Below are 22,087 nucleotides of genomic sequence, written 5' to 3' on the forward strand. Positions count from 1 at the left end.
CGGAACTGACTGCGTGATTGCCGCGTTTGGGGCGCAGAAGATCCTGGCCCGCAGAGGCCTTACGGACCGGACGACCCAAGCGTCTTGGACCGGTAGAACGGAGACCGCGGCCGATGAAACGGTTCGATATTATTGATGGTATGCGAGGCTACTTCCTCGTCTTCATGCTGATCAACCACCTGATCTTCGCCGGCGGTTACTGGCTCGTGAAGGTGAACCACAACCAATTGGCCTTTGTCGAGGATGCACAGGGCTTCGTATTCCTCTCCGGCCTTCTCATCGGCATGGTTTACGCCCGCAAGATGCTGAAGAACGGCTATGCCGCTGGTCGCCAGGCGATCTATTCACGCGCGTTCGAACTCTACCGCTACGCCATGGGGATCGTGATCGCCGTGCTCGCCGCGCAGATGATCCTGCCGGAAGCCTACACGGTCTGGTACAACTGGCTTGGCTACACGACCTTCGACGATCCGCTTCGTCTCGCAGCGATTGCCACCTTCCTGTTCCAGCCGACATTCATGGACATCCTGCCGCAGTACATCGTCTACATGCTCTTTGCGCCGATGCTCGTGAAGCTCGTGCTCGAAGACAAGTGGCACTATGTGCTCGCCGCCTCCCTCGTCATGTGGATGGCCGCGCAGCTCGGCCTCCAGCGTATCGTTACGGAGCCCGTACATCAGCTGGTGATGGGCCCGGATGACCAGGGCATTCGCGCAAGCTTCAACATGCTCGGTTGGCAGATCGTCTTCTATTCAGGCCTGGTTCTGGGCGCCATGACTTCGGCCGGGAAGATCGACTGGGGCCGGATCCTGACGCCGGAGAACACGTTCATTCCGAAGATGGCGCTGATCGTCGTCCTGTTTTTCCTGCCGCTGAGGATCATGACCGCAAACGGCCTGATGCCGGACTTCATGATCGGCAAGTTCGCCGCCATGGAAGTGCGCGCCGATTTCGGGCCGGTCTACCTCCTGAACTTCATCGCCGTCGCGGCGCTCGTCACGTGGCTGCTCGTCGCTGGCCCGAGGCATCCCTCACCCTTCGTCCAGAAGGCAGCCGGCGTGCTGACCTGGGTCTTCTCGCTGAAGTTCCTGCAGCTGATCGGTCGCCATTCGCTCTACGTCTACGTATGGCACGTCGCAATCGTCTACGCGGTCTACTACTTCGACGGCCGCTCGCCGGAGCTCAGCCAGCTGACCAAGACTGCGATCGCCTTCGTAGGTATCGCGCTTCTGGCTCTGCCGGCGGTCTGGCGCGAACGCGAGAAGTTCTTCGGCAGCGCCACGGCACCAGTTATGAAGCCGCAGACGAAGTCGGTTCGGTAAGATGAGGTTGGGGCGGTGACCGTCAGGTCACTGCCCCGATCTGCCAAGGAACGAATTCGTTGTCGCCGTAGTCGTAGATCTCGCTCAGGGTCTTCTTGCCGGACGCAACGGCGATGATGTCTTCGAAAATCCGCTGGCCGGACTGCTCGATCGTTTCCTTACCCGTGACGATGCCGCCGCAGTTGATGTCCATGTCTTCCTTCATGTGCTCGTACATTTCGGAGTTCGTGGCGATCTTGATGCAGGGGGACGGCTTGAAACCGGAGACGGAGCCGCGGCCGGTGGTGAAACAGATGACATTGCATCCGCCGGCCACCTGTCCCGTCACCGCCACGGGATCATATCCGGGCGTGTCCATGAAGACGAAGCCCGGTTCCGTGACCGTTTCGGCGAACTCGTAGACGGCTTTCAGCGGCATGGACCCACCCTTGGCGACGGCGCCCAGGGATTTTTCGAGGATGGTCGTCAATCCTCCAAGCTTGTTGCCGTGCGAGGGGTTGTTGTTCAGCTCGTCGCCGTTGCGGGCGGTATAGTCCCGCCACCAGTCGATCCGTTGCAGGAGTTTTTCCGCCACTTCCGGCCTCACGGCACGCCGCGTCAGCAGATGCTCCGCACCGTAGATCTCCGGCGTTTCCGACAGCACCGTGGTGCCGCCGTTGCGAACGATGAGATCGGAGGCGTGACCAAGCGCCGGGTTTGCGGAGATGCCGGAATAGCCGTCCGAGCCGCCGCATTCCAAGGCAACCTTCAGCTTCGACAACGGCTGTGGCGTCCGCACTGCCGCGTTCACGCCCGGCAGCATCTCCTTGATGATCTCGATTGCAGCATCGATGGTCTTTTTCGTGCCACCATGCTGCTGGATCGTCATCGTTCGCAGCCGGTCGCCCTCTTCCATCTTGTAGTGCTCGAGGATCGGGCCGATCTGGTTCGTTTCACAGCCGAGGCCAATCATCAGGATGCCGCCGAAATTGGGGTGCTTGGCATAACCCTGGATCGTGCGAATGAGGACGCGATAGCCTTCGGATTTGTTGTTGAGGGCACAGCCACCGCCATGGGTCAGCGCCACGACGCCATCGACGTTGTCGAAACCGTCGAGCCCGCCCATGCGGTTGAAGTAGTCGGCGATGTAGCGGGAGACGGTGGCGGAACAGTTCACCGAGGAGATGATGCCGATATAGTTGCGGGTGCCGGCACCGCCGATGCCGCGGTCATAACCCATGAAGGTCCGCCGCTCGTTCTCCGGCAGCATGCCCTTCTCCTCTACATCGATGCTGAACTGGTGCTCGTGCTCGGAGGGCAGCATGGCGAGGTTGTGCAGATGGACGTGGCTGCCCGGCTCGATATCCTGCGTCGCAACGCCGATGACCTGACCATATTTTTTCACCTCGGCGCCCTTGGGAATAGGCCGGATCGCCACCTTGTGGCCGCGACCGATGAGTTCACGGGCGACGAGATCGCCATGGCCGACCGGATTTCCCGCCTGAACGGAACGGCGTACGACACCGACATCGTCGGCCGGATTGAGAATGATGATGGGGGTTACGATGGCATCCATGGCTGCTTCCTCCTCCCGGGAGGTCTTCCTGTTTTTCTGATTGGGTTGTTCAGCGGGGTTCGTTTTCCATCCACCGGCGTTTGGACTGCTCCAGATGCGCATGCATCATCGCCTGGACGAGCAGCGGGTCGCGCGCCTGCAAAGCCGTGAGGATCGCCTCATGCTCGCGAAGCGCGAGATGCCAGGTCTCCGGCGTCTCGAAGCGCGTCCGCAACTGGGCCGAGATCGGACTATGGCGCTCATCGAACAGATCGCCGACGATCTGAGCCAGCACCGAATTGCCACCCTCCGCCGCGATGGTCAGGTGGAAAAGCCGATCCTGGTCGAGCGGCTTCCTGCCGGCTTCGATCTCGGCACGCATTGCGTCGAGCGTCTGGCGAAGCAGCGTCAGCCCTTCCTGGGAAATTCGTGCGGCAGCGGCAAGCGCCACCGTTCCCTCGACAGCGGCCCGCGCTTCCATGAGCTCGATCGGGCTCTCGCCCATCGAGCCCGTCTGCAGCGGACGGCGCTCTGTTTCCGCGGTGATATAGATCCCGGACCCCATGCGGATTTCCACACTGCCCTCGATCTCCAGCGCAATCAAAGCCTCACGAAGGGAAGGCCGGGAGACGCCGAGTTGCTGCGCAAGGTCCCGCTCCGCCGGCAGCCGATCGCCCGCGGCGAAATGACCGCCCTGGATCAGGCCGCGAATCTGGTCCGCAATCTGCTGATAGAGGCGCCTTGGTTCCGTCGCCTTGATGGGTGCGTTCATGTTGCTGCCGCTGCTCTAATCTGGCCTTACCATAGGAGTGCTTTGCGTCGGTAGCAAGGCTGGTCAGGCCACTGCCACCGCCACTCCCCGTTCATTTCGTTGATCCTGCCAGTCGCTCCCTGCAATTGGCTTGACCAATTCCCGGAAACATCGTTAGCTTCATCGTCGTTCCGACCCGCTTCGGATCCGAAGAAGATCACACATCCATCGTCGGCTGCAATAGCGGCTTACAGGCAAGGCTTTCATGCTTACGATTACCTGCGATTCCCCCGGCACTCTCTCCCGTTCGGAGCGCGCGAAGCCCTTTCCGGGCGAGGGCGAGGTGCTCGTGAAGATCCGGCGCGTCGGGGTCTGCGGGACCGACCTGCATATCTTCACGGGAAACCAGCCCTACCTCTCCTATCCGCGCGTCATGGGACATGAGCTCGCGGCAACGGTCGAGGAGGCACCGGCCAGAAGCTCTCTCCAGGCCGGCGACACCGTCTCCATCATCCCCTACATCTCCTGCGGCCATTGCAATGCCTGCCGAAAGGGCAAGACCAATTGCTGCCGCAACATTGGCGTGCTTGGCGTTCATCGGGACGGCGGCATGACGGAATATCTCAGCCTGCCGGAGCAGTTCGTCCTCAAGGCGGAAGGCCTGACCCTCGACCAGGCGGCCATGGTTGAATTCCTGGCGATCGGCGCCCATGCCGTCGCACGCGCCACTGTTCAGCCTGGCCAGAAGGTGCTGGTGGTCGGCGCCGGTCCGATCGGCATGGCAGTGGCGATCTTCGCCCGGCTTGATGGCGCCGAGGTGACGTTCCTCGACGCCCGCGCCGATCGGCTGGCCTTCGCTGCCAAGCATCTCGGCGCCTCCCATACGGTCCAGCTTGGCGAAGCCGATCACGAAGCACTGTCGGACATCACCGGCGGCGACTTCTTCGACGTCGTGTTCGATGCCACGGGCAATCCGAAGGCAATGGAACGCGGCTTCGGCTTCGTCGGCCACGGCGGCGCCTATGTGCTGGTGTCGATCGTCGCCAGCGACATCACCTTCTCCGATCCGGAATTCCACAAGCGTGAGACCTCGCTGCTCGGCAGCCGCAACGCAACGGTGGCAGACTTCGAACGGGTCATGGAGGCGATGCGGGTCGGCGAAGTGCCGGAGGCGCTGATCACGCACCGGATGACCCTTTCCGAGGTGCCGGAGCGTTTCGCGGCCCTTACAGATCCTGCCGCCGGCGTCGTGAAGGCGATGATCGAGGTGTGAGGACGGAGCGGCTACCCAAGGGACTGCACAGGCCGTAGAAGAGAATTGAGGGCGGGGGAAGAGCCGTCTATCGCCTTCACTGCCGCGACATTTGAGGAATGACATGACGAAGACGCTTCAAGGAAAGACCGTTCTCATCACCGCCGCCGGCCAGGGCATTGGCCGGGCCTCCGCAATTGCCTTTGCCGAGGCCGGAGCAGTGGTGCACGCCACAGACATCAACGAACAGGCCCTTGCCGAACTGCCAAAGCTTGAGAACCTGAAGGCATCCCGGCTCGACGTCCTCGACGAGGCCGCCGTGAAGGCCGCCGTGGAGCAGATCGGCAAGGTCGACATTCTCTTCAATTGCGCCGGTGTCGTCCATGGCGGATCCATCCTGGAGATGAAGGACAGCGATCTCGACTTCGCCTTCGACCTCAACGTCAAGGCGATGATCCGCACGATCCGCGCCGTGCTGCCTGGCATGCTGGAGCGCAAGGACGGGGCGATCATCAACATGTCGTCCGTCGCCTCCAGCATCAAGGGCGTGCCCAACCGCTTTGCCTACGGCACGACGAAGGCAGCCGTGATCGGCCTGACGAAGCATGTGGCCGCCGACTATGTGACACAGGGCATCCGCTGCAACTGCATCTGCCCGGGCACCGTTGAAAGCCCGTCGCTGCAGGAGCGCATGCGCGCGCAGGGCGACTACGAGACTGCTCGCGCGGCCTTCATCGCACGCCAGCCGATGGGCCGCCTCGGCTCGCCCGAAGAGATCGGGGACCTCGCCGTCTATATCGCCGGCGCCACCTACACGTCCGGCCAGGCCTTCTGCATCGACGGCGGCTGGACCATCTGACCCTTCACCGACGACAGAGACTGCCATGACCCGCATTACCGATCTTCGCGTCTTCGACCTGCGCTTCCCGACATCCCAGAGCCTCGACGGCTCCGACGCTATGAACCCGGATCCAGATTACTCGGCAGCCTATGTCATCCTCGATACCGACAGCGAAGGGCTGGCCGGCCATGGCCTGACCTTCACCATCGGCCGCGGCAACGACATCTGCTGCACTGCAATCAAGGCCATGCGGCATCTCGTGGTGGGGCAGGAGCTCGACGCCTTCCGCCAGAACCCGGGCAAGTTCTGGCGACACCTGACCAGCGATAGCCAGCTGCGCTGGATCGGGCCCGACAAGGGCGCCATGCACCTTGCCACCGGGGCAGTCGTCAACGCCTTCTGGGATCTGCTTGCCAAGCAGCAGGGCAAGCCGGTCTGGCAGCTGGTGTCCGAGCTCTCGGCGGAAGAGATCGCCGACATCGTGGATTTCCGCTATCTCACCGACGTGCTGACGCGCGACGAGGCCGTCGCCATCCTGAAAAAGGCCGAGGGCGGCAAGGCGGAACGCATCGCCACCCTCAAGCAGGAAGGTTATGCCTGTTACACGACCTCGGCCGGCTGGCTCGGCTATCCCGAGGAAAAGCTCCGCCGCCTCTGCCAGGAGGCTGTCGATGCCGGCTTCAACCATGTCAAGATGAAGGTCGGCCGCGATCTCGAGGACGACATCCGCCGCCTCACCATCGCCCGCGAGGTGATCGGTCCCGACCGTTACCTGATGATCGACGCCAACCAGGTCTGGGAAGTCGACCAGGCGATCGACTGGGTGAAGAAACTCGCCTTTGCCAATCCCTTCTTCATCGAGGAGCCCACAAGCCCGGACGACGTCGCCGGACACCGCAAGATCCGCCAGGCCATCGGCCCCGTGAAGGTCGCCACCGGCGAGATGTGCCAGAACCGCATCATGTTCAAGCAGTTCATCGCCGAAGGCGCGATCGACATCGTGCAGATCGATTCCTGCCGCATGGGCGGCCTGAACGAGGTGCTGGCGGTGCTGCTGATCGCCGCCAAGTACAACCTGCCCGTCTGGCCGCATGCCGGCGGCGTGGGCCTGTGCGAATACGTCCAGCACCTGTCGATGATCGACTACATCGCCGTCTCGGGCACGAAGGAAGGCCGGGTGATCGAATATGTCGACCACCTGCACGAGCACTTCGTCGATCCCTGCGTCGTCGAGGACGCCGCCTACATGCCTCCCTCACGGCCGGGCTTCTCGATCGAGATGAAGCCGGAGTCGATCGCGGAGTATACGTTCAGGGGGTGACAAGCCTCCGCCAACGAAAAAGCCCCTCGGTCCGATTGGAGCGAGGGGCTTTTGTTGGTCGTCCGGCGATGGATTTAGATACGCCCCGCCTCGATCTCCGCCAGCTTCGCATTCACCAGGTTCCGCCAGCCACGATTGTCGATCAGCACCTGCGGGAAGAGCCCCGGCAGCGCGAAGAACGGCGCCGAGGCATCATCGCCCGCGGGTTCAGCTGCCGCACGGCGAAGTTCCTCCCGCCGCGGATCGTCGATGTCCGGCGTCAGCTTGGCATAGGCGATCCAGAGTGCCGTCGCGAGTGCCGCCGTGTCGGCGTCGTCGCCTTCGGCAAGGGCCTCGGCCGTACCCGCGAACAGCCGCTGCGGCAGCTTCTGGCTGCCGTCCATGGCGATCTGCTTCGTCCGGTGGGCGATCGTCGGGTTCTCGAAGCGCTCGATCAGCTGGTCGATGTATTTGTCGAGATCAATACCCGGCACCGGGTCCAGCGTCTTGCGGGCCGCCTGCATGTGCCGGCGTGCGAGGTCGCGATACTCCGGAACGGCCATGACGTCACGCACATACTCCAGCCCCTTCAGCTGACCGAGGTAGGCGATCATGGAGTGGGCCCCGTTGAGGAGCCGCAGCTTCATCTTCTCGTAGGGCTCGACGTCATCGACGAAGAGAGCGCCGGCCTTGTCCCAGGCGGGATGGCCGGAGATGAAGTGATCCTCGATCACCCACTGCATGAAAGGCTCGGTTTCCAGCGACAGCGCATCCTCGGCGCCCAGCATCGCGGCTGCCCGTGCCCGACCCTCGTCAGTCGCGGCCGGAACGATGCGATCGACCATGCTCGACGGGAAAGCGCCATGGCCGGAGATCCAGTTGGCAAGTGCCGGATCGCGGGCACCGGCCATTTCGATCACCAGGCGGCGGACGATCCTGCCGTTGGTCGGCAGGTTATCGCAGCAGAGTACGGTGAAGGGCTCCTGGCCGGCTGCATGACGGCGCGCAAGGCCCTCGACGATATAGCCGATGACGCCGACGGGCGCGGTCGGATTGGCGAGATCAGCCGCCACTGCCGGATGGTTGCGATCCAGACCCCCCGTTCTCGGGTCGAGTCCGTAGGCTTTTTCGGTCACCGTGATCGTGACGATCTTGATCGCGGGATCGACGAGCAGCGCCAGAAGCTCCTCGCGGTCCTCCACCGCCGAAATGCCATGGATGATGGAGCCAACCACCTGCACGCTTTCACCCGCACCGCTGCGGGTCACGACGGAATAGAGATGGTCCTGCGCCTTGAGATCGCGAACGATATCGAGGGACCGTAGGCTGACGCCGACAATGCCCCAATCTCCTGGCTCCTTGGCCAGCGCCAGGTCGTTGTAAACCGCCTGGTGCGCGCGATGAAATGCACCGAGGCCGATATGCAGGATGCCGGGCTTCAGCGTCTTCGGGTCGAAGGCGGGCTTGACGACGGGTCCGGCGAGCGTGGTCGAGGCTGACAGTCTTTCCATGATCAGGACAATCCGTATCTGGAGTGGCTAAGCGCGCGTTCGATACCGCGCAGTTCGGCAAGGCCCTTCAGCCGGCCAATGGCCGGATAGCCGGGCTGGGCGCCGCGGGTGAGGTCGTCCAGAATTTCCTGGCCGTGGTCTGGACGCATCGGAATCTCGTGATCAGCGCGGCCTTCCGCCTGCCGGCGCTTTTCCTCCGCGAGCAGTTCGGCAATCACGGCCACCATATCGGTGTGGCCTTCGAGATGCTCGTCCTCGAAGAAGGAGCAAGGGGTAATCTCCTCGTCCCGGTGAACGTTGCGCAGGTGGACGAAGTGGATACGCGGGGCCAGCCGCTTCACCATCGCTGGCAGGTCGTTGTCGCCACGCGCCCCGAGCGACCCGGTGCAGAAGGTCACGCCGCTCGCGGGGCTGTCGACGGCTCGCAGCATGTGGAGGTAGTCTGACTCGGTGGAGAGGATACGCGGCAGGCCGAGTAGCGCCCATGGAGGATCGTCCGGATGGGCGCAGATGTTGATGCCGACCTTCTCGGCAACGGGCGTCACTTCCGACAGGAAGTCCACCAGATGCTGCTGCAGCCTTTCGCGGCTGATGCCGTCATAGGTCGCGAGATGGTCGCGCAGCTGCGGCAGCGTGTATCCGTCAGCCGAGCCCGGCAAGCCGGCTCCGACATTCTTCGAGAGCGCCTCCCGACGATCTTCCGGCATTTCTGCAAAGCGTCTTGCCGCTTGCTCGCGCAGGCCCTCATCATAATCCTCCGCCGCACCCGGACGCTCCAGCAGGTGGATGTCGAAGGCAACGAAGTCGATCAGGTCGAAACGCATGGCCCGAGCCCCATGGCGCGTCGGCCAGCGAAGGTCGGTGCGGGTCCAGTCAAGCACCGGCATGAAATTGTAGCAGACGGTGCGGATGCCGCTGGATGAAAGGCGGCGGAGCGTCTCCTGCCAGTTGGAAACATGCTCGCGCCAGTCGCCGGTCTGGGTCTTGATGCTTTCGGAAACCGGCACGCTCTCGACCACGTCCCAGAACAGGCCGCCCGCCTTGATCGCCTCATGGCGCTTGGCGATTTCCTCCACCGGCCAGACGTCCCCGGTGGGGATATGATGCAGAGCGCTGACGATGCCCTTGGCACCGGCCTGGGCCGCATCCTCCACGCTCACCTTGTCGACCGGGCCGAACCAACGCCACGTATGCCGCATGAAATATCCTCAGAGAAACGTCAGTTGAACCTTGCAGGCGGTGGCGCGGTCGCCAGCCTGCTCAAACGCCTTTACCGCATCCGTGACGGGAAAGCTGTGGGAGATGATCGGCCGCACGTCGATTTCGCGACGGCCGATGAGATCCACGGCCTGCACGAACTCCTGGTCGAACCGCTGCGTGCCGATCCAGTGCAGCTCCTTGCCGACCAGCGCATTGAGCGGCACCGTCACGTCGCCCGTCACGCCGACCTGGACAATGAGGCCGCGCGGCCGGACAGTCGCAATCGCTGTGCGGATCGCAGGCGCCGCGGCCGAGCACTCGAAGGCGACATCAAACTGCCCCTTGTCGCCTTCGAAGGCAGAAAGGGCACCGGCATCCGTCGCAGCGTTGATCGTCTGGCTGGCGCCCATTGCGGTCGCACGCTCCAGGGCGGCATCCGTCAAATCGGTCGCCACGATCTCGGCAGCACCCGCATGCCGCGCCGCAGCGATCGTCAGGACGCCGATCGGACCCGCACCAGTCACCAGCACCCGTTTGCCCTTGAGGTCACCGGCGCGCGCCACCGCATGCAGGCAGACCGCCAGCGGCTCGGCACAAGCCGCCTCGCCCGCCGTCACCGTCTCGCCGACCGGCACGCACTGCCTCGCCGGTACTACCAACCAGTCACGGAACATGCCTTGCGCATGCGGCAGGCGCATCGCGCTGCCCATGAATTGCATATCGAGGCAATGGATCGGCAGGCCTTCGCGGCAAAAGCGGCAGTGCCCGCAGGGCTGGCTAGGATTGACGGCAACCAGTTGGCCGACCGTCAAACCAGATACTCCCGCGCCCAGTGCCTCCACATAACCCGCCGCTTCGTGCCCTGGAATGATCGGCTCGCGTACCCGCACCGGCCCAAAGCCACCATCCTGGTAGTAATGCAGATCGGAGCCGCAGATGCCGCCGGCGGCCATTTTGAGCAGAACCTGACCTTCGCGAAGGTCAGGCACCAAATCCTCCTCGATCTTAAGATCGCGCTGGCCGTAGAGACGTGCGAACCGGGTCTGCATCGTGGAGGCTCCTTACCGCAGCAGGCCAAGCTGGGTCGGCAGCCAGAGAGTGATAGCCGGTATGAAGGTGATCAGCAGCAGGGCGACGAAGAGCGGGATCATCCACGGCAGGATCGCCATAGTGGTTCTCTCCACTGAAAGCTTCGATATCCGCGATAGCACGAAGAGCACCATGCCGACCGGCGGCGTCAGGAGGCCGATCATCAGGTTCAGCGTGAAGATCAGCCCCATATGCACTGGATCGATGCCGTAACGGGCAGCGATCGGCATCAGGATCGGCACGAGGATACTGATTGCCGCGATGGTATCGAGGAAGGCCCCGACGATCAGCAGCAGGATGTTGACGATGATGAGGAAGGTCCACCAGTTGTTCGTCAGGGAGAACATGAAGTCGGAGAACAGCTGGGCCGCCTGGCTGACCGTCAGAAGCCATGCGAAGATCGAGGCGGTGGTGACGATGAACAGCACGGAGGCCGTTGTCTCGATCGTGTCGAAGCTCGCCTTGGCGAGTGTTCGCAGCGTCATGGTGCGGTAGCGCACAAGGCCGAGGAAGAGCGACCACAGGACGGCGGCAACCGCCGCTTCCGTCGGCGTGAACCAGCCCATGGTCATGCCACCGATCAGGAGAACTGGCGTCAGCAGCGCCATGACGGCCGAGAAATCGAAGTACCAGTCGAGAGCAATGAGCGCGACGAGCGCGATCAGCACGGCGATGTTGATGGATAGACCGGCCAGCACCAGCAGGTAAACGGCGAGTGGGAAGCAGAAGACGATGACGATTTCAAGCGAGGCGGAAGCGAGCTTGCGCAGCTCGAACGGCGTGTCCGACCCCCAGCCCTTGCGGTAGGCAAAGATGAACACGGTCAGCATCATCAGCGCCGTCATCACGATGCCCGGCAGGATGCCCGCCATGAACAGGGCTCCGATGGAGACATTCGCCATCATGCCGTAGATGACGAAGGGCAGCGACGGCGGGAAGATCGGACCGAGGGTTGCGGAGGCGGCAGTCACGCCGACGGCGGCCTCGACCGGGTAGCCGTGATCCTTCATCGCCTTGATTTCGATGGTGCCGATGCCGGCAGCATCCGCGAGCGCTGTACCCGACATGCCGGAGAAGACGACGGAGCCGATGATGTTAACCTGCGCCAGCCCGCCCTTCATCCAGCCGACCAGTGCCAGTGCAAAGGTGTAGATGCGGCCCGTGACGCCGGCGATGTTCATCAGGTTGCCGACGAGGATGAAGAAGGGGACGGCGATCAGCGGGAAGCTCTCGACGCCGGCGATCATCCGCTGGGCGGCGATAATGTCGGGCGCGACACCGTAGATGACAAGGTAAAGGAGAGAGGAGACGCCGAGCGAGACCGCAATCGGCGCGCCGACGATCATGAGGGCGAGAAAGGACCCGATGAGAAGCAGCACTGGTCAGACCCCCTGAATGCCGGTTTCGTTCGCCTTTTCGCGAACCGTCTTGTCGTTGATCATGTCCTTGACGAAGTTCTGGACCGCACGCGCCAGCATCAGCGCGAAGGCGGCGAATACCGTGTAGAAGACATAGCCGCGCGGCAGGTTGACCGTCACCATGCGTTCATTGCCGACAATGGCGATATAGCGCCACATCAGCCAGGTCGTGTAGGCGAAGAAGCCGATGACGATGAGGTCGACCAGGAGCTCCAGCGCGCGGCCGGCCTTTCGCGGCAGGAAGCGGTAGAGAATGTCCACGGAGATGTGCCTGCACATGCGAACGCACATTACCGAGCCCAGAAAAACAAGGACGACGAGGCAGTTGGCAGCGATTTCCTCGGTCCAGGCCAGGCTGTTGTTCAGGGCATAGCGGGTGAAGAACTGCAGGAAGACGGAGGCGGCCATGACCCAGAAGATGGCCATATTGAACCAGTCCTCCAGTGCGTAAGGCGACAGGTCCACCGGACCCACCTCCTCCTCGAAGGCATGGGCCATTTCCTCGACGCTGATGGGAGCGTGCTTTTGTTCGTGCATCGGAGAACTCCGCCAATCTGGGATGCGGCGAGCGCCCGGCAGCGTGGCCGGGCGCTCCAGTTGCGTCGATTACTGGACTGCGCGGATGGCTTCCCAGTCGGCCTTGTCGTAGCCGAACTCCTCGAAGGTCACCTTTTCCATGACCGTCTTCTCGAAGTCGGACTTGTCGACTTCGGTCACCGTGATGCCGTCGGCCTTGAACTTCTCGACCAGCGCATTTTCACGCTCCTCGATGATCTTGGTGCTGCGCTCGGCGGCTTCCTGCATGACTTCGGTGAAGATCTGCTTGTCTTCGTCCGAGAGCTTCGACCACAGCATGCCGGAGACGACCGTGTTCAGGTGGTCGACGATATGGCCGGTGAGGACGATGTTCTTCTGGACTTCGTAGAACTTCTTCGCCTCGATCGTCGTCAGCGGGTTTTCCTGGGCCTCGACCGTGCCGTTCTGGAGAGCCAGGTAGACTTCCGCGAAGGCGATCGGGGTGGTGTTGGCGCCGCAGGCGCGCGGCATGGCGAGATAAGCCGGAACGTCAGGAACGCGGATCTTCAGGCCCTGCATGTCGGCGCACTTCTCGATCGGCTTGTTCGACGTCGTATGGCGTGTGCCGTAATAGGTGACGGCGGTGATGTGGTTGCCGCCGGATGCTTCCTCATACCCCTGAGCCAGCTTCTTGAAGACGTCGCTCTTGGTGTAGGCGATCAGGTGGCTCGGATCGCGGAAGATGTAGGGGAAGTAGGTGACGCCGATCGGCGGGTGCTCGCGCGACGCGAAGCTGGAGCCCGAGATGATGATATCGACGGTGCCGAGCTTGAGGCCCTGGTTGATATCGGCTTCCTTGCCGAGCTGCGAGGCCGGGAAGACGTCAATCTTGTAGCGGCCGTCGGTGCGCTTGGCGATCTCTTCCGCCGCCCAGACCGATTCCGTGTGGAACGGTTCGGAGGTTTCGTAGACATGCGCCCACTTGAGCGCGGTCTGGGCATGGGCTCCAAGCGCCGATACCAGGACCGCGGCAGTGGCGCCGAGGATGGTGGAGAGTTTCAATTTCATTTCATTTCCTCCCGGTTGAAGTCAAAGGTTGCTATTGGCCGCCCGCACGTCTCCATGCGGCGGGTATGACGCTGTCGGCCGGCTCCTCGCCGAAACTTTCCGACAGGCGGATCTGGGACTGGTCGAGATGGGCGCGCATGGCGGAACGCGCGGCTTGCGGGTCGCCGGCTGCGATAGCGTCGCGGATGGCGCGATGCTCTTCCATGGCCGCCTGCCAGGTCTTGGGGTTTTCGAAATAGCTCGCCAGCTTCTCGAAATAGGGCGTCAGGCGCAGGTCGTGGATGCTGCCGACGAAACGGTTGAGGGTGCCGTTGCCAATGATGCCGGCCACGGCGATGTGAAATTCGCGGTCGAGCTTCAGCGCCAGCGGGCGGTCGTCCAGGGCTGCGGCCATGGTGCCGAGGTTTTCGTCGAGAATCTCGATCTGGTCAGGCCGGGCCACGCGCGCCGCCTCCTCGGCAATGGCGCATTCGAGGATGGCGCGGGCGCGCAGCAGCTCGAAAGGACCTTCCGCTTCGCCGGCCGGATGGGGTTCGGCCGCCTGGCGGGGCGTGGCGACATAGACGCCGGAGCCCATGCGGATATGGACGAAACCTTCGACCTCCAGCACGATCAGGGCTTCACGGACGGTGGGGCGGGAGACGGCAAGCAGTTCCGCGAGCTCGCGCTCGGCAGGCAGCTTGGAGCCGGGGGCGAACTTGCCCTGCTCGATCAGGCTGCGCATCTGGTCCGCGACCTGGCGATACAGCCGGCGCGATTCAATGACCGAAAACATCCATCCTCCCGACGCACCCTCCTCGGCGCGTGACTGGTAAGCTGGCCTTACCAGTTCTGGAAGTCATATCTTGATGTCTGACAACCTGTCAATGGTATACCGTGGACGGAGCGGTGCGCAACGCATTTCCGGCTGGACCCGTACCAGGCACCCGCTCTACTCCGGCGCGAGGCGGGTGATTACGATGTGGGTGTCGCGGCGGAACGGGCCGGCGACAAGCCTGGCGTCGAAGGTGATCTCGCGCATCAGCCCCGGCGTCAGGTCGTAGATCGCCACGCCCCCTTCCAGCGCCTCGACACCCTGGGCCAGCGCTTCCGTGATCTGCCTGCCCAGATCCGCCTGCCCGGCACCACTGGCGAGCATCCTTACGATCCCTTGGATCTCCCGGCCAAGGCTTTCCGACGCCGCCTTCGGATCGGAGGTGATCTTCCAGACGAACATCAGGTCTTCGGAACCTTCGAGACGGGCGCCATAGGATTGCAGCACGGCCCCCTTGACCGGATAGAAGGCGGGCAGGTCGAGGCCGGTGGCGGTGGTGGTCGAGCCGTCCCTGGCGAAGGCGCGCAGATAAGCAATGCCGGTGACCCAGAGCGGCCGCATCACCGCGGTGACGCCATCCGGATCGAACATCGGCAGGATCTGCGGCATGGCCGCCGCCGTGCGGCCACCCAGGCCGGCGGAGCGTTCGCCGACGCGCTGCTTGATGCCGGCCCAGTCGACCACCACCGGCGGACCGGCCTCCAGCATCTGCAGATCGAAGCTCTCGCCCTCGATCGCGCTTGCGATCAGGTAATAGGGGTCCTCGCCCGACCCCTGGTGATCGACGACGTTGCGGAGGGTAAAGCGGCCCGCCAGAAGATCCGGCGGCCGCTTGCCGGTGAGGTGGATGACGACGTCGTGCGACCAGCTGCGGCGATCGGTCCGCCCGTCGAACACCTGCTCCTGCGAGAACTCGATGCGGTAGACGAGGTCTTCGCCGAGCGGCGGGAAGAAGCCGAGGCGCAATGTATCCCCTGCCGCCGCCTGCGCGAAAGCTGCGCCGACCGATGCGACGAGAATGAAGAAGGCAATCAGCAATCGGCGCGACATGGGGCCACCTCACCTGCTTCCGCCCCGCAGCCTAGGGGAAGCGCGGGTTTTCGGCAAGCAGGCGGCGGCCGTCACGAGGCCTCCCCATCCCCCGCCGGCCGATTGGAGGCGCGGCCGTTGTATTTCGGGCCGTCATCCTCTTCCGGCGGGTAGCCGAGAGCAGCGGGAAAGGCGGCGAGCACTTCCGGCTGGCGGGCACCGCGCGGGCCGACGCAGGGTGGAAAGGCAGCGTGCCAGCGCGGGTCGCCGCTGTACTGCTTTTCCGACAGGAAGCCGCGGCAGGCGCGGGCCCGGCGGCAGGCGGGGACGTCGCAGGTTTTCCAGTAGCCGAGATAGCTCGTGACGCGCTGGGTGAGCTTCTGCAATTCCCGGGACTTCTTTCGCGGAGGGAGCCTGTTGAACTCGCCGCGGGTATAGCCGGGCAGGTAAGGCTCGTTCTGGTACTCCCGCCAGAGGCGGAGCTTTTCTTCCTTGCTTTCTGCCATGGCTGGTCCCCCTTTCCGGGCACGGGTTCGCGTTCACGCGGGTTGCATGTCTTCTGGATTGACTGGAGAGCCCACACGGATGCGGAACCTCACTTTGGTTTTAGTCTGTGGCTCCGCATCCGCGTGGCCTTCGGCGTTCTTTCGGGGTGTCCAGCCCCTACAGGTGATCGCCTCGTCTCTCTGCGCACCCGGATCTCTCCCGGTGCTTGCACGGCTTTCCCGAACCGGACATGGCTGCCCGGGGGAGACTTGATAGGAGCGCGGCCTCATCAGCCCGCTCCATGGCTTGCACCTCTTCCACCCTCCCTGCACGTTACGGCTTGGATGGAAGCGCCGGCCCCCGCCTGCCCGCGACCGTCTCGCGAAACACTCCGGCGACGGAGGCGGGGGTATTATGGGAGGAGGTTTTGGGTGCGGGGATGATGGCGGTGATATTTTCCCCTCACCTGCAAAATCCAGCACTTAGCCGTTGGCTAAGATGCTGATTTTGCTTCCTCTCCCACAAGGGGCGAGGAAGGGTGCCACGATTTTTGGCTGCGGGACGCTCACGTTTCGGGAGGGCGGCGCATCGGGCGCTTTCTCTCCCCTTTGGGAGAGAAAGCAGTTTCGAAGCTTTAGCGCAGCTAAACCTCAGAAACTGCAAGTGAGGGGGCGGGCCTCTGCTCTCCCTCAGTCACTCCCCGAGCGCACCTCTTCCACACGGAGCGACCCCGCCGGCAAAGGGCGGAGGAGGTCGGCTTCCGGCCTGGTGAGATGGAGCCAGTGGCGCCAGTCTTCAGGTCTCAGCACCACGACCTGACGGTTATGGATGGAGGCCACGTCGGGGCCGGGGGCGGTGGTGAGCATGGTGAAGGCGGGGGGCTGGTTGGTGTTGCCCGCCCCCTCGCCCGCAGCTTCGCGCCCCACATCCCGCCAAAGCCCGGCGATGCACAGGAAGGGCGCGTCCCCCAGCGTGAAGCGGTGCTTGGCCTTGAGGTATTTGGTGCCGGTGAACTCGAAGAAGGCGGAGGCCGGGATGAGGCAGCGGCGGCTTGCCGCAAAGCTCCGGCCTTCCGAGCGGAAGTTGAACACCGGCCCACCCTTTTTGCCGGGTGGTGGCGGGAAACCGAAGCGCATAGGCGACAGCGCCACCCCGCCCTCGCCTTGTGCCAGCATCACCGGGGCGAGATCGCCGACGCGGATGTCATCTGCCTGCGGCAGATCCGCCTCGCTCTCATGCGCGGGCGCGGCAAGGCCCTGCTCCTCCAGCGCGCGCAGATATTCGGCATAGCGGATGTGTTGTTCGTAGTCGTTGCACATGGGGGTGAGGTAGGGCGGGAGGTGGCGACTTCATACCGAGAATGGAAGATTTGCCCGTTCTAGTAATCGCTTAACAAGGGGCGGCTTGATTCCGTAGATGGATTGCTGAGGATTTCCGACTACTACACCGAGACTCCGGAGCTCCTCTAAACCTATTGCGGGGTCGATATACGAGACTAAGAGATAGTTTATCACTTTCACCGGTCGCGAGGACGAGGCCTTCCAATCATTGAGCTGCCTCTCACTGTAGACCGATCTGCCGCCGGTCAGATGCATCAAGTCTCTGGTGGACCGTGCTAGGGTGATGCTTTCCAAGATGCCTAGCGCGGTTATCGCCTGAGAAGGCTGCTCTCTTGACGCACTTTTATAGAAGAATAGCAACGATCCGGGCGCGCCTAGATTAGACGGCGCCCGACAAAGATAGACTTTGCGGATTGTATTGCCGGGCCGGGTTGGCCGCTCTGCTTGCGACCGCCCACTGAATAGATCCCTCTGTCGCGGATTCCACAGATCCGGATAGAGAGTATCATGGTACGATTCTTGGATGGGAATCCCGAATCCTTTGATCTCTGAGTTCACTAGAAACCGGGGATAGTTCATGCGAGCAGCGTCGTACGCCGTCACAGACGGCTCGACTTCCAGTTGCCCCGAGGCGAACCGACGCTCGTATATCAGTTCGCCATCCGGCTTCGTTCCGGCGTGCTGAAAGCCATAGAACTCCAGCAGGTTTATCAACGCGGCTTGGTTCGGATAGGTGGTGAGATATGCTACTGCGTATCCGTTAACCTGTGCATACCAAAGCACCTGCTTTAGCAGCAGTTCTCCCAGCTTTACCCCCCGCTTCTCCGGCGCCACCTTGAATGTACAGATTTTCAGAATTTTCGCCGCCTTCCTTACGGCATCCGTGTCGTCGGCTGTCTCATCTTTTCTGACTATCAGCCCAGCAAGTTCATCGTCATCGTAGACGACCCAGCAAGGCCGATGTTCAGGAACGCATTTTTCTCGCCACCAAGCATCGAACTCCGGGTAACCGTCGCGAAGACTGTTGAAAAACGTAGATTGGTGATTGATCATATGCGCATGTACTTCCGCAACATGGCGGATCGGCACCTGCTTTGGCTCGTAAGTTTGCGTGAGCAGGTCTGCAGCATCACCGACAAACAGGACACGCCGTCCTAGCTCAGGAGAGTTGCGGAGTGCGCGCTCATGCAAACCCTTGTCTTGGGTGACAAGAAAGTCGACCGCATCGCTCTTTAGCGCATGGAGAAGTGTCGCGTCGACAATGTCGTTTGGCTTTCGGAGAGGCCCAAACTCAGCTTCAAGCTGCGCGTCACTTAACCCACGTTGTTTTCTCAGAATACGGTATTTCGCGATTTTGCTCAGCGATATCCGACGCCGTTCGGAGTCCTTATCGCGTGCTATGTCGTCGTGAGCAGCTTCATGAACGAAGATGTCCACCTTGTGGGCCGACGCGAGATTGTAGAATTTGGCATACGCCGTCTCCACGGCGCGATAGTCTTCCAGACCTATCAAGATGTTCGTATCAATGAGATACGACTGCTGCCTCATCTCTTAGCGCCTTTCGCAATTCGCGGCTCGCATATAGATAAGACTGAGGTGGCTCAAAACTGAACCGGTCACGAAGCTCTTGAAGAGGGATCGGGCGCGACAGCGGTCTTACCTCCTCAAAAAGGAGCGCAAATCCGAAATCCAAGCCTTGAAAGTAGTTCTCAAAGTCCACGCGGTCGATCAGCGCACAGTTTTCGAACTCGGACCATATCTGTTCAATAGGCAGCTTAAGGACGTTCTTGATCTCGGCCACGCCGACCATCGCTCTAACTGGAGAGGTAGAATAGATGTATGCTACCGTTCCACCTGGGGCTGATACCGGGAAGCGGCGGCGTAGCTCGACCGTCTTTCGCCCCTCCATTATTTTGCTGGAGTACTGCGGACGAATTGACAATACGACGTCCCTTTGTGGCCGGAACGGTTCATCGCTCAGAAGCGGCAGAACAAGTTGATCATCGCTCCCATACTCGGCTTCGAACGCGTCTTTGAGACGCAACATCAAAGGTGCATCCGCGGGAAAGACAGCGTCAACTCGGAGCGAAGCTCCTAGCGCCTCCACGTACCTTTGAACCGTCGAAAGATGGACTTCTCCACCCTTCTCAATTTTGGAGACTGCTGCCTGCTGAACATTCAGGAGCTTCGCCATTTCGGACTGAGTGAGGCCGGACATTAGGCGAAGCCGACGCAAGTCTAACCCGTTGGCGTGATCCTCGCGGGAGCCGCGGCCCGCTGACGCCTCGATGATTCTACCCGCGAGTTTTCCCACTTTTTGATGCTCCGTTTTCCACTTCGTAACGCAGCACACAATTCCATTCAAGGAATACTATAGCGCCTTATCGGCAGAGTAAGGCGGCCTAAGCCGCCTTCTCCACGTCGCCGTATGGATCAAACCGCCCATAGAAGGTCTCGCCGTTCGCCGCCATCTCCTTCAAGAGCGGCGTCGGCTTGAAGTGGTCGCCGTACTGGGCGGCGAGTTTCTCGGCCAGGTCCACGAAGGTCTTCACGCCCATGCCGTCGATGTAGGAGAGCGTGCCGCCGGTGTAAGGGGCGAAGCCGAAGCCGAGGATGGAGCCGACGTCGGCTTCGCGCGGGTCCGTGACGATGCCTTCTTCCACCGTGCGGGCGGCTTCGAGCGCGATGGTGACCAGGAAGCGCTGCTTCAGGACGTTGACCTCGACTTCCGAGGCCGGCTTCTGCGGATAGAGGTCCTTCAGGCCCGGCCAGAGGAACTTCTTGGCGGGCTTGGCAGGGTACTCGTAGAAGCCCTTGCCGTTCTTGCGGCCGCGGCGGTCGAGCACGTCGACCATCTTGTCGATGAGCGCCATATGCTCCGGCTTGACAGCGTTGGGGCCGAGATCGGCGATCGAGGCCTTCATGATCTTCTGGGAGAGATCGACGGCGACCTCGTCGTTGAGCGACAGCGGGCCGACCGGCATGCCAGCCATCTTGGCGGCATTCTCGATCATTGTCGCCGGCACGCCCTCGGCCAGCATGTCATAGGCCTCGTTGATGTAGCGGAAGACGCAGCGGTTGACGAAGAAGCCGCGGGTGTCGTTGACGACGATCGGCGTCTTCTTGATCTTGCCGACGAAATCCAGCGCTATGGCGAGCGCCTTCCCGCCCGACTTCTCGCCGAGGATGACTTCAGTGAGCATCATTTTCTCGACCGGCGAGAAGAAGTGTACGCCGATGAACTGCTCCGGGCGCTTCGAATTTTCGGCCAGGCCGGTGATCGGCAGCGTCGAGGTGTTGGAGGCGAAGATCGCGGTTTCCGGGATGACGGCTTCGACCTGCTCGATGACGGCCTTCTTGACGGCGCGGTCCTCGAAGACGGCCTCGACCACGAGGTCGACGTCGGAGAGGGTGGAATAGTCAGGGGTCGGGGTGACGAGGGCAAGCAGCTTCTCGCCGTCTTCCTTCGTCATGCGGCCCCTGCCGACCTGGTCGGAGACCAGCTTCTCGGAATGCGCCTTGCCCTTGTCGGCGGCCTCCTGGTCGCGGTCGATAAGGACCACGGGAATGCCGGCGGCGGCCGTGACATAGGCGATCGAGGCGCCCATGAAGCCCGCGCCGACGACGCCGACCTTCCTGATCTCCGTTTTCGGGACGCCGGCGGGGCGGCGGGCGCCCTTGCCGAGTTCCTGCATGGAGACGAAGAGCGAGCGGATCATCGAGAAGGCCTCGGTGGTCTGCAGGATCTGCGTGAAATAGCGCTGCTCGACCTTCAAGGCGGTGTCGAAGGGCAGTTGCAGGCCCTCGTAGACGCATTTGAGGATGGCGAGCGCGCCCGGATAATTGCCGGCGGTCTCGCGGCGCAGGATGGCAGGCGCTGCGGGGAAGAGCTGGGCGGCTGCCGGCGTCCAGACGCCGCCGCCCGGCACCTTGAAGCCCTTCTCGTCCCAGGGGGCAACGGGCTTCAGGCCGTCCTTGATCATCTGCTTGGCCGCCGCGATCAGTTGGTCGGGCTCGACGACCTGGTGGACGAGACCCATGGCCTTGGCGCGCTGGGCGGTCAAGGACTGGCCGGTCGTCATCATCTGCAGGGCGTCCTGGGCGTTCGCCAGGCGCGGCACGCGCTGGGTGCCGCCGGCACCCGGGAAGATGCCGACCTTGACCTCGGGAAGCGCGATCTTGACGGACTTGGAATTGGCGGCGACGCGGCCGTGGCAGGCGAGCGACAGCTCAAAGGCGCCGCCCATGCAGGTGCCGTTGATGGCCGAGACCCAGGGCTTGCCGTTGGTCTCGATCTTGCGCCACAGCCAGGACATGCGGCCGGCGGCATCGAAGAGCTTCTGGACGGCCGACTGCGGATCCTTCGCCTTTTCCTCGGCGAGCATGGAGAACATCGACTTGATCATGGTGAGATCGGCGCCGCCGGAGAAGGAAGACTTGCCGGAGGTGAAGACCACGCCCTTGACGGCCTCGTCGGCCACGGTCGCGTCGACGATCTTCTCGATCTCGTCCATCACCTCGACGGTAAAGACGTTCATGGATTTTTCCGGCATGTCCCAGGTGACGAGGGCGATGCCGTCTGCGTCGGTCTCGACGGTGAAGTTCGTGTAGGTCAT

The 22,087-nt window shown here is 62.6% G+C and carries 19 protein-coding genes; 4 read left to right on the top strand and 15 right to left on the bottom strand.

What is annotated here, in order from left to right; all coding sequences use genetic code 11:
• The first annotated feature begins 113 nt into the window (after positions 1–113).
• Complete coding sequence (locus ACEPP2_RS02240) at positions 114–1,322, top strand: OpgC family protein (RefSeq protein WP_395515657.1); 1,209 nt, start codon at positions 114–116, stop codon at positions 1,320–1,322.
• Positions 1,323–1,344: 22 nt separating this feature from the next.
• Here the strand turns inward: ACEPP2_RS02240 and ACEPP2_RS02245 are convergent, their stop codons facing one another.
• Positions 1,345–2,877: a UxaA family hydrolase gene (locus tag ACEPP2_RS02245; protein WP_395515658.1), complete on the bottom strand. Its 1,533-nt coding sequence runs from the start codon at positions 2,875–2,877 to the stop codon at positions 1,345–1,347.
• 49 nt (positions 2,878–2,926) lie between these two features.
• Entirely contained in the window at positions 2,927–3,628 is a 702-nt protein-coding gene (locus tag ACEPP2_RS02250; protein ID WP_052636824.1) for a FadR/GntR family transcriptional regulator, read from the bottom strand.
• Between the two features lie 244 nt (positions 3,629–3,872).
• Between ACEPP2_RS02250 and ACEPP2_RS02255 the strand changes: the two genes are divergently transcribed.
• From ACEPP2_RS02255 to ACEPP2_RS02265, 3 genes are all read left to right on the top strand, one after another.
• A complete protein-coding gene (locus ACEPP2_RS02255; protein WP_395515659.1) occupies positions 3,873–4,880 on the top strand; it encodes a zinc-binding alcohol dehydrogenase family protein in 1,008 nt (335 codons plus the stop codon).
• Between the two features lie 103 nt (positions 4,881–4,983).
• A complete protein-coding gene (locus ACEPP2_RS02260) occupies positions 4,984–5,718 on the top strand; it encodes an SDR family oxidoreductase (protein ID WP_152341098.1) in 735 nt (244 codons plus the stop codon).
• A gap of 25 nt (positions 5,719–5,743) precedes the next feature.
• Entirely contained in the window at positions 5,744–7,021 is a 1,278-nt protein-coding gene (locus ACEPP2_RS02265) for an L-fuconate dehydratase (RefSeq protein ID WP_395515660.1), read from the top strand.
• Positions 7,022–7,095: 74 nt separating this feature from the next.
• Here ACEPP2_RS02265 and ACEPP2_RS02270 read toward each other — a convergent pair whose 3' ends face one another.
• The 13 genes from ACEPP2_RS02270 to ACEPP2_RS02330 form a co-directional block, all read right to left on the bottom strand.
• Positions 7,096–8,514, bottom strand: a complete 1,419-nt coding sequence (locus tag ACEPP2_RS02270) for a mannitol dehydrogenase family protein (RefSeq protein WP_395515798.1) — start codon at positions 8,512–8,514, stop codon at positions 7,096–7,098.
• Complete coding sequence (uxuA, locus tag ACEPP2_RS02275) at positions 8,514–9,710, bottom strand: mannonate dehydratase (RefSeq protein ID WP_395515661.1); 1,197 nt, start codon at positions 9,708–9,710, stop codon at positions 8,514–8,516. Before uxuA ends, ACEPP2_RS02270 begins: the two co-directional genes overlap by 1 nt.
• Positions 9,711–9,719: 9 nt before the next feature.
• Positions 9,720–10,760, bottom strand: coding sequence for an L-idonate 5-dehydrogenase (locus ACEPP2_RS02280; protein ID WP_395515662.1), 1,041 nt, complete (start codon positions 10,758–10,760; stop codon positions 9,720–9,722).
• Positions 10,761–10,772: 12 nt separating this feature from the next.
• Complete coding sequence (locus ACEPP2_RS02285; RefSeq protein WP_077547537.1) at positions 10,773–12,179, bottom strand: TRAP transporter large permease; 1,407 nt, start codon at positions 12,177–12,179, stop codon at positions 10,773–10,775.
• Between the two features lie 3 nt (positions 12,180–12,182).
• Positions 12,183–12,755, bottom strand: coding sequence for a TRAP transporter small permease (locus tag ACEPP2_RS02290; RefSeq protein ID WP_395515663.1), 573 nt, complete (start codon positions 12,753–12,755; stop codon positions 12,183–12,185).
• 69 nt (positions 12,756–12,824) lie between these two features.
• Positions 12,825–13,802, bottom strand: a complete 978-nt coding sequence (locus ACEPP2_RS02295; RefSeq protein WP_142588202.1) for a sialic acid TRAP transporter substrate-binding protein SiaP — start codon at positions 13,800–13,802, stop codon at positions 12,825–12,827.
• Positions 13,803–13,833: 31 nt separating this feature from the next.
• The gene (locus ACEPP2_RS02300; RefSeq protein WP_142588201.1) at positions 13,834–14,577 is read right to left on the bottom strand and encodes a FadR/GntR family transcriptional regulator; all 744 of its coding nucleotides are present in this window, start codon (positions 14,575–14,577) and stop codon (positions 13,834–13,836) included.
• Between the two features lie 156 nt (positions 14,578–14,733).
• Positions 14,734–15,666 carry a hypothetical protein gene (locus ACEPP2_RS02305; RefSeq protein ID WP_395515664.1) on the bottom strand — a complete coding sequence of 311 codons (933 nt, stop codon included), beginning with the start codon at positions 15,664–15,666 and terminating at the stop codon, positions 14,734–14,736.
• Positions 15,667–15,737: 71 nt separating this feature from the next.
• Complete coding sequence (locus tag ACEPP2_RS02310; RefSeq protein ID WP_395515665.1) at positions 15,738–16,151, bottom strand: hypothetical protein; 414 nt, start codon at positions 16,149–16,151, stop codon at positions 15,738–15,740.
• A 669-nt stretch (positions 16,152–16,820) separates the two neighbouring features.
• Positions 16,821–17,450 (bottom strand): SOS response-associated peptidase, encoded by a 630-nt coding sequence (locus ACEPP2_RS02315; protein ID WP_395515666.1) that lies wholly within the window; start codon positions 17,448–17,450, stop codon positions 16,821–16,823.
• A gap of 30 nt (positions 17,451–17,480) precedes the next feature.
• Positions 17,481–19,019: a GNAT family N-acetyltransferase gene (locus tag ACEPP2_RS02320; RefSeq protein WP_395515667.1), complete on the bottom strand. Its 1,539-nt coding sequence runs from the start codon at positions 19,017–19,019 to the stop codon at positions 17,481–17,483.
• Entirely contained in the window at positions 18,994–19,785 is a 792-nt protein-coding gene (locus ACEPP2_RS02325; protein WP_395515668.1) for a helix-turn-helix domain-containing protein, read from the bottom strand. Before ACEPP2_RS02325 ends, ACEPP2_RS02320 begins: the two co-directional genes overlap by 26 nt.
• Positions 19,786–19,873: 88 nt before the next feature.
• On the bottom strand, positions 19,874–22,087 hold the full coding sequence (locus tag ACEPP2_RS02330; RefSeq protein WP_395515669.1) for an FAD-dependent oxidoreductase: 2,214 nt from the start codon (positions 22,085–22,087) through the stop codon (positions 19,874–19,876).

Origin of the sequence: Pseudorhizobium flavum, from assembly GCF_044142885.1 — a bacterium.
Taxonomy (GTDB): Bacteria; Pseudomonadota; Alphaproteobacteria; order Rhizobiales; family Rhizobiaceae; genus Neorhizobium; species Neorhizobium flavum.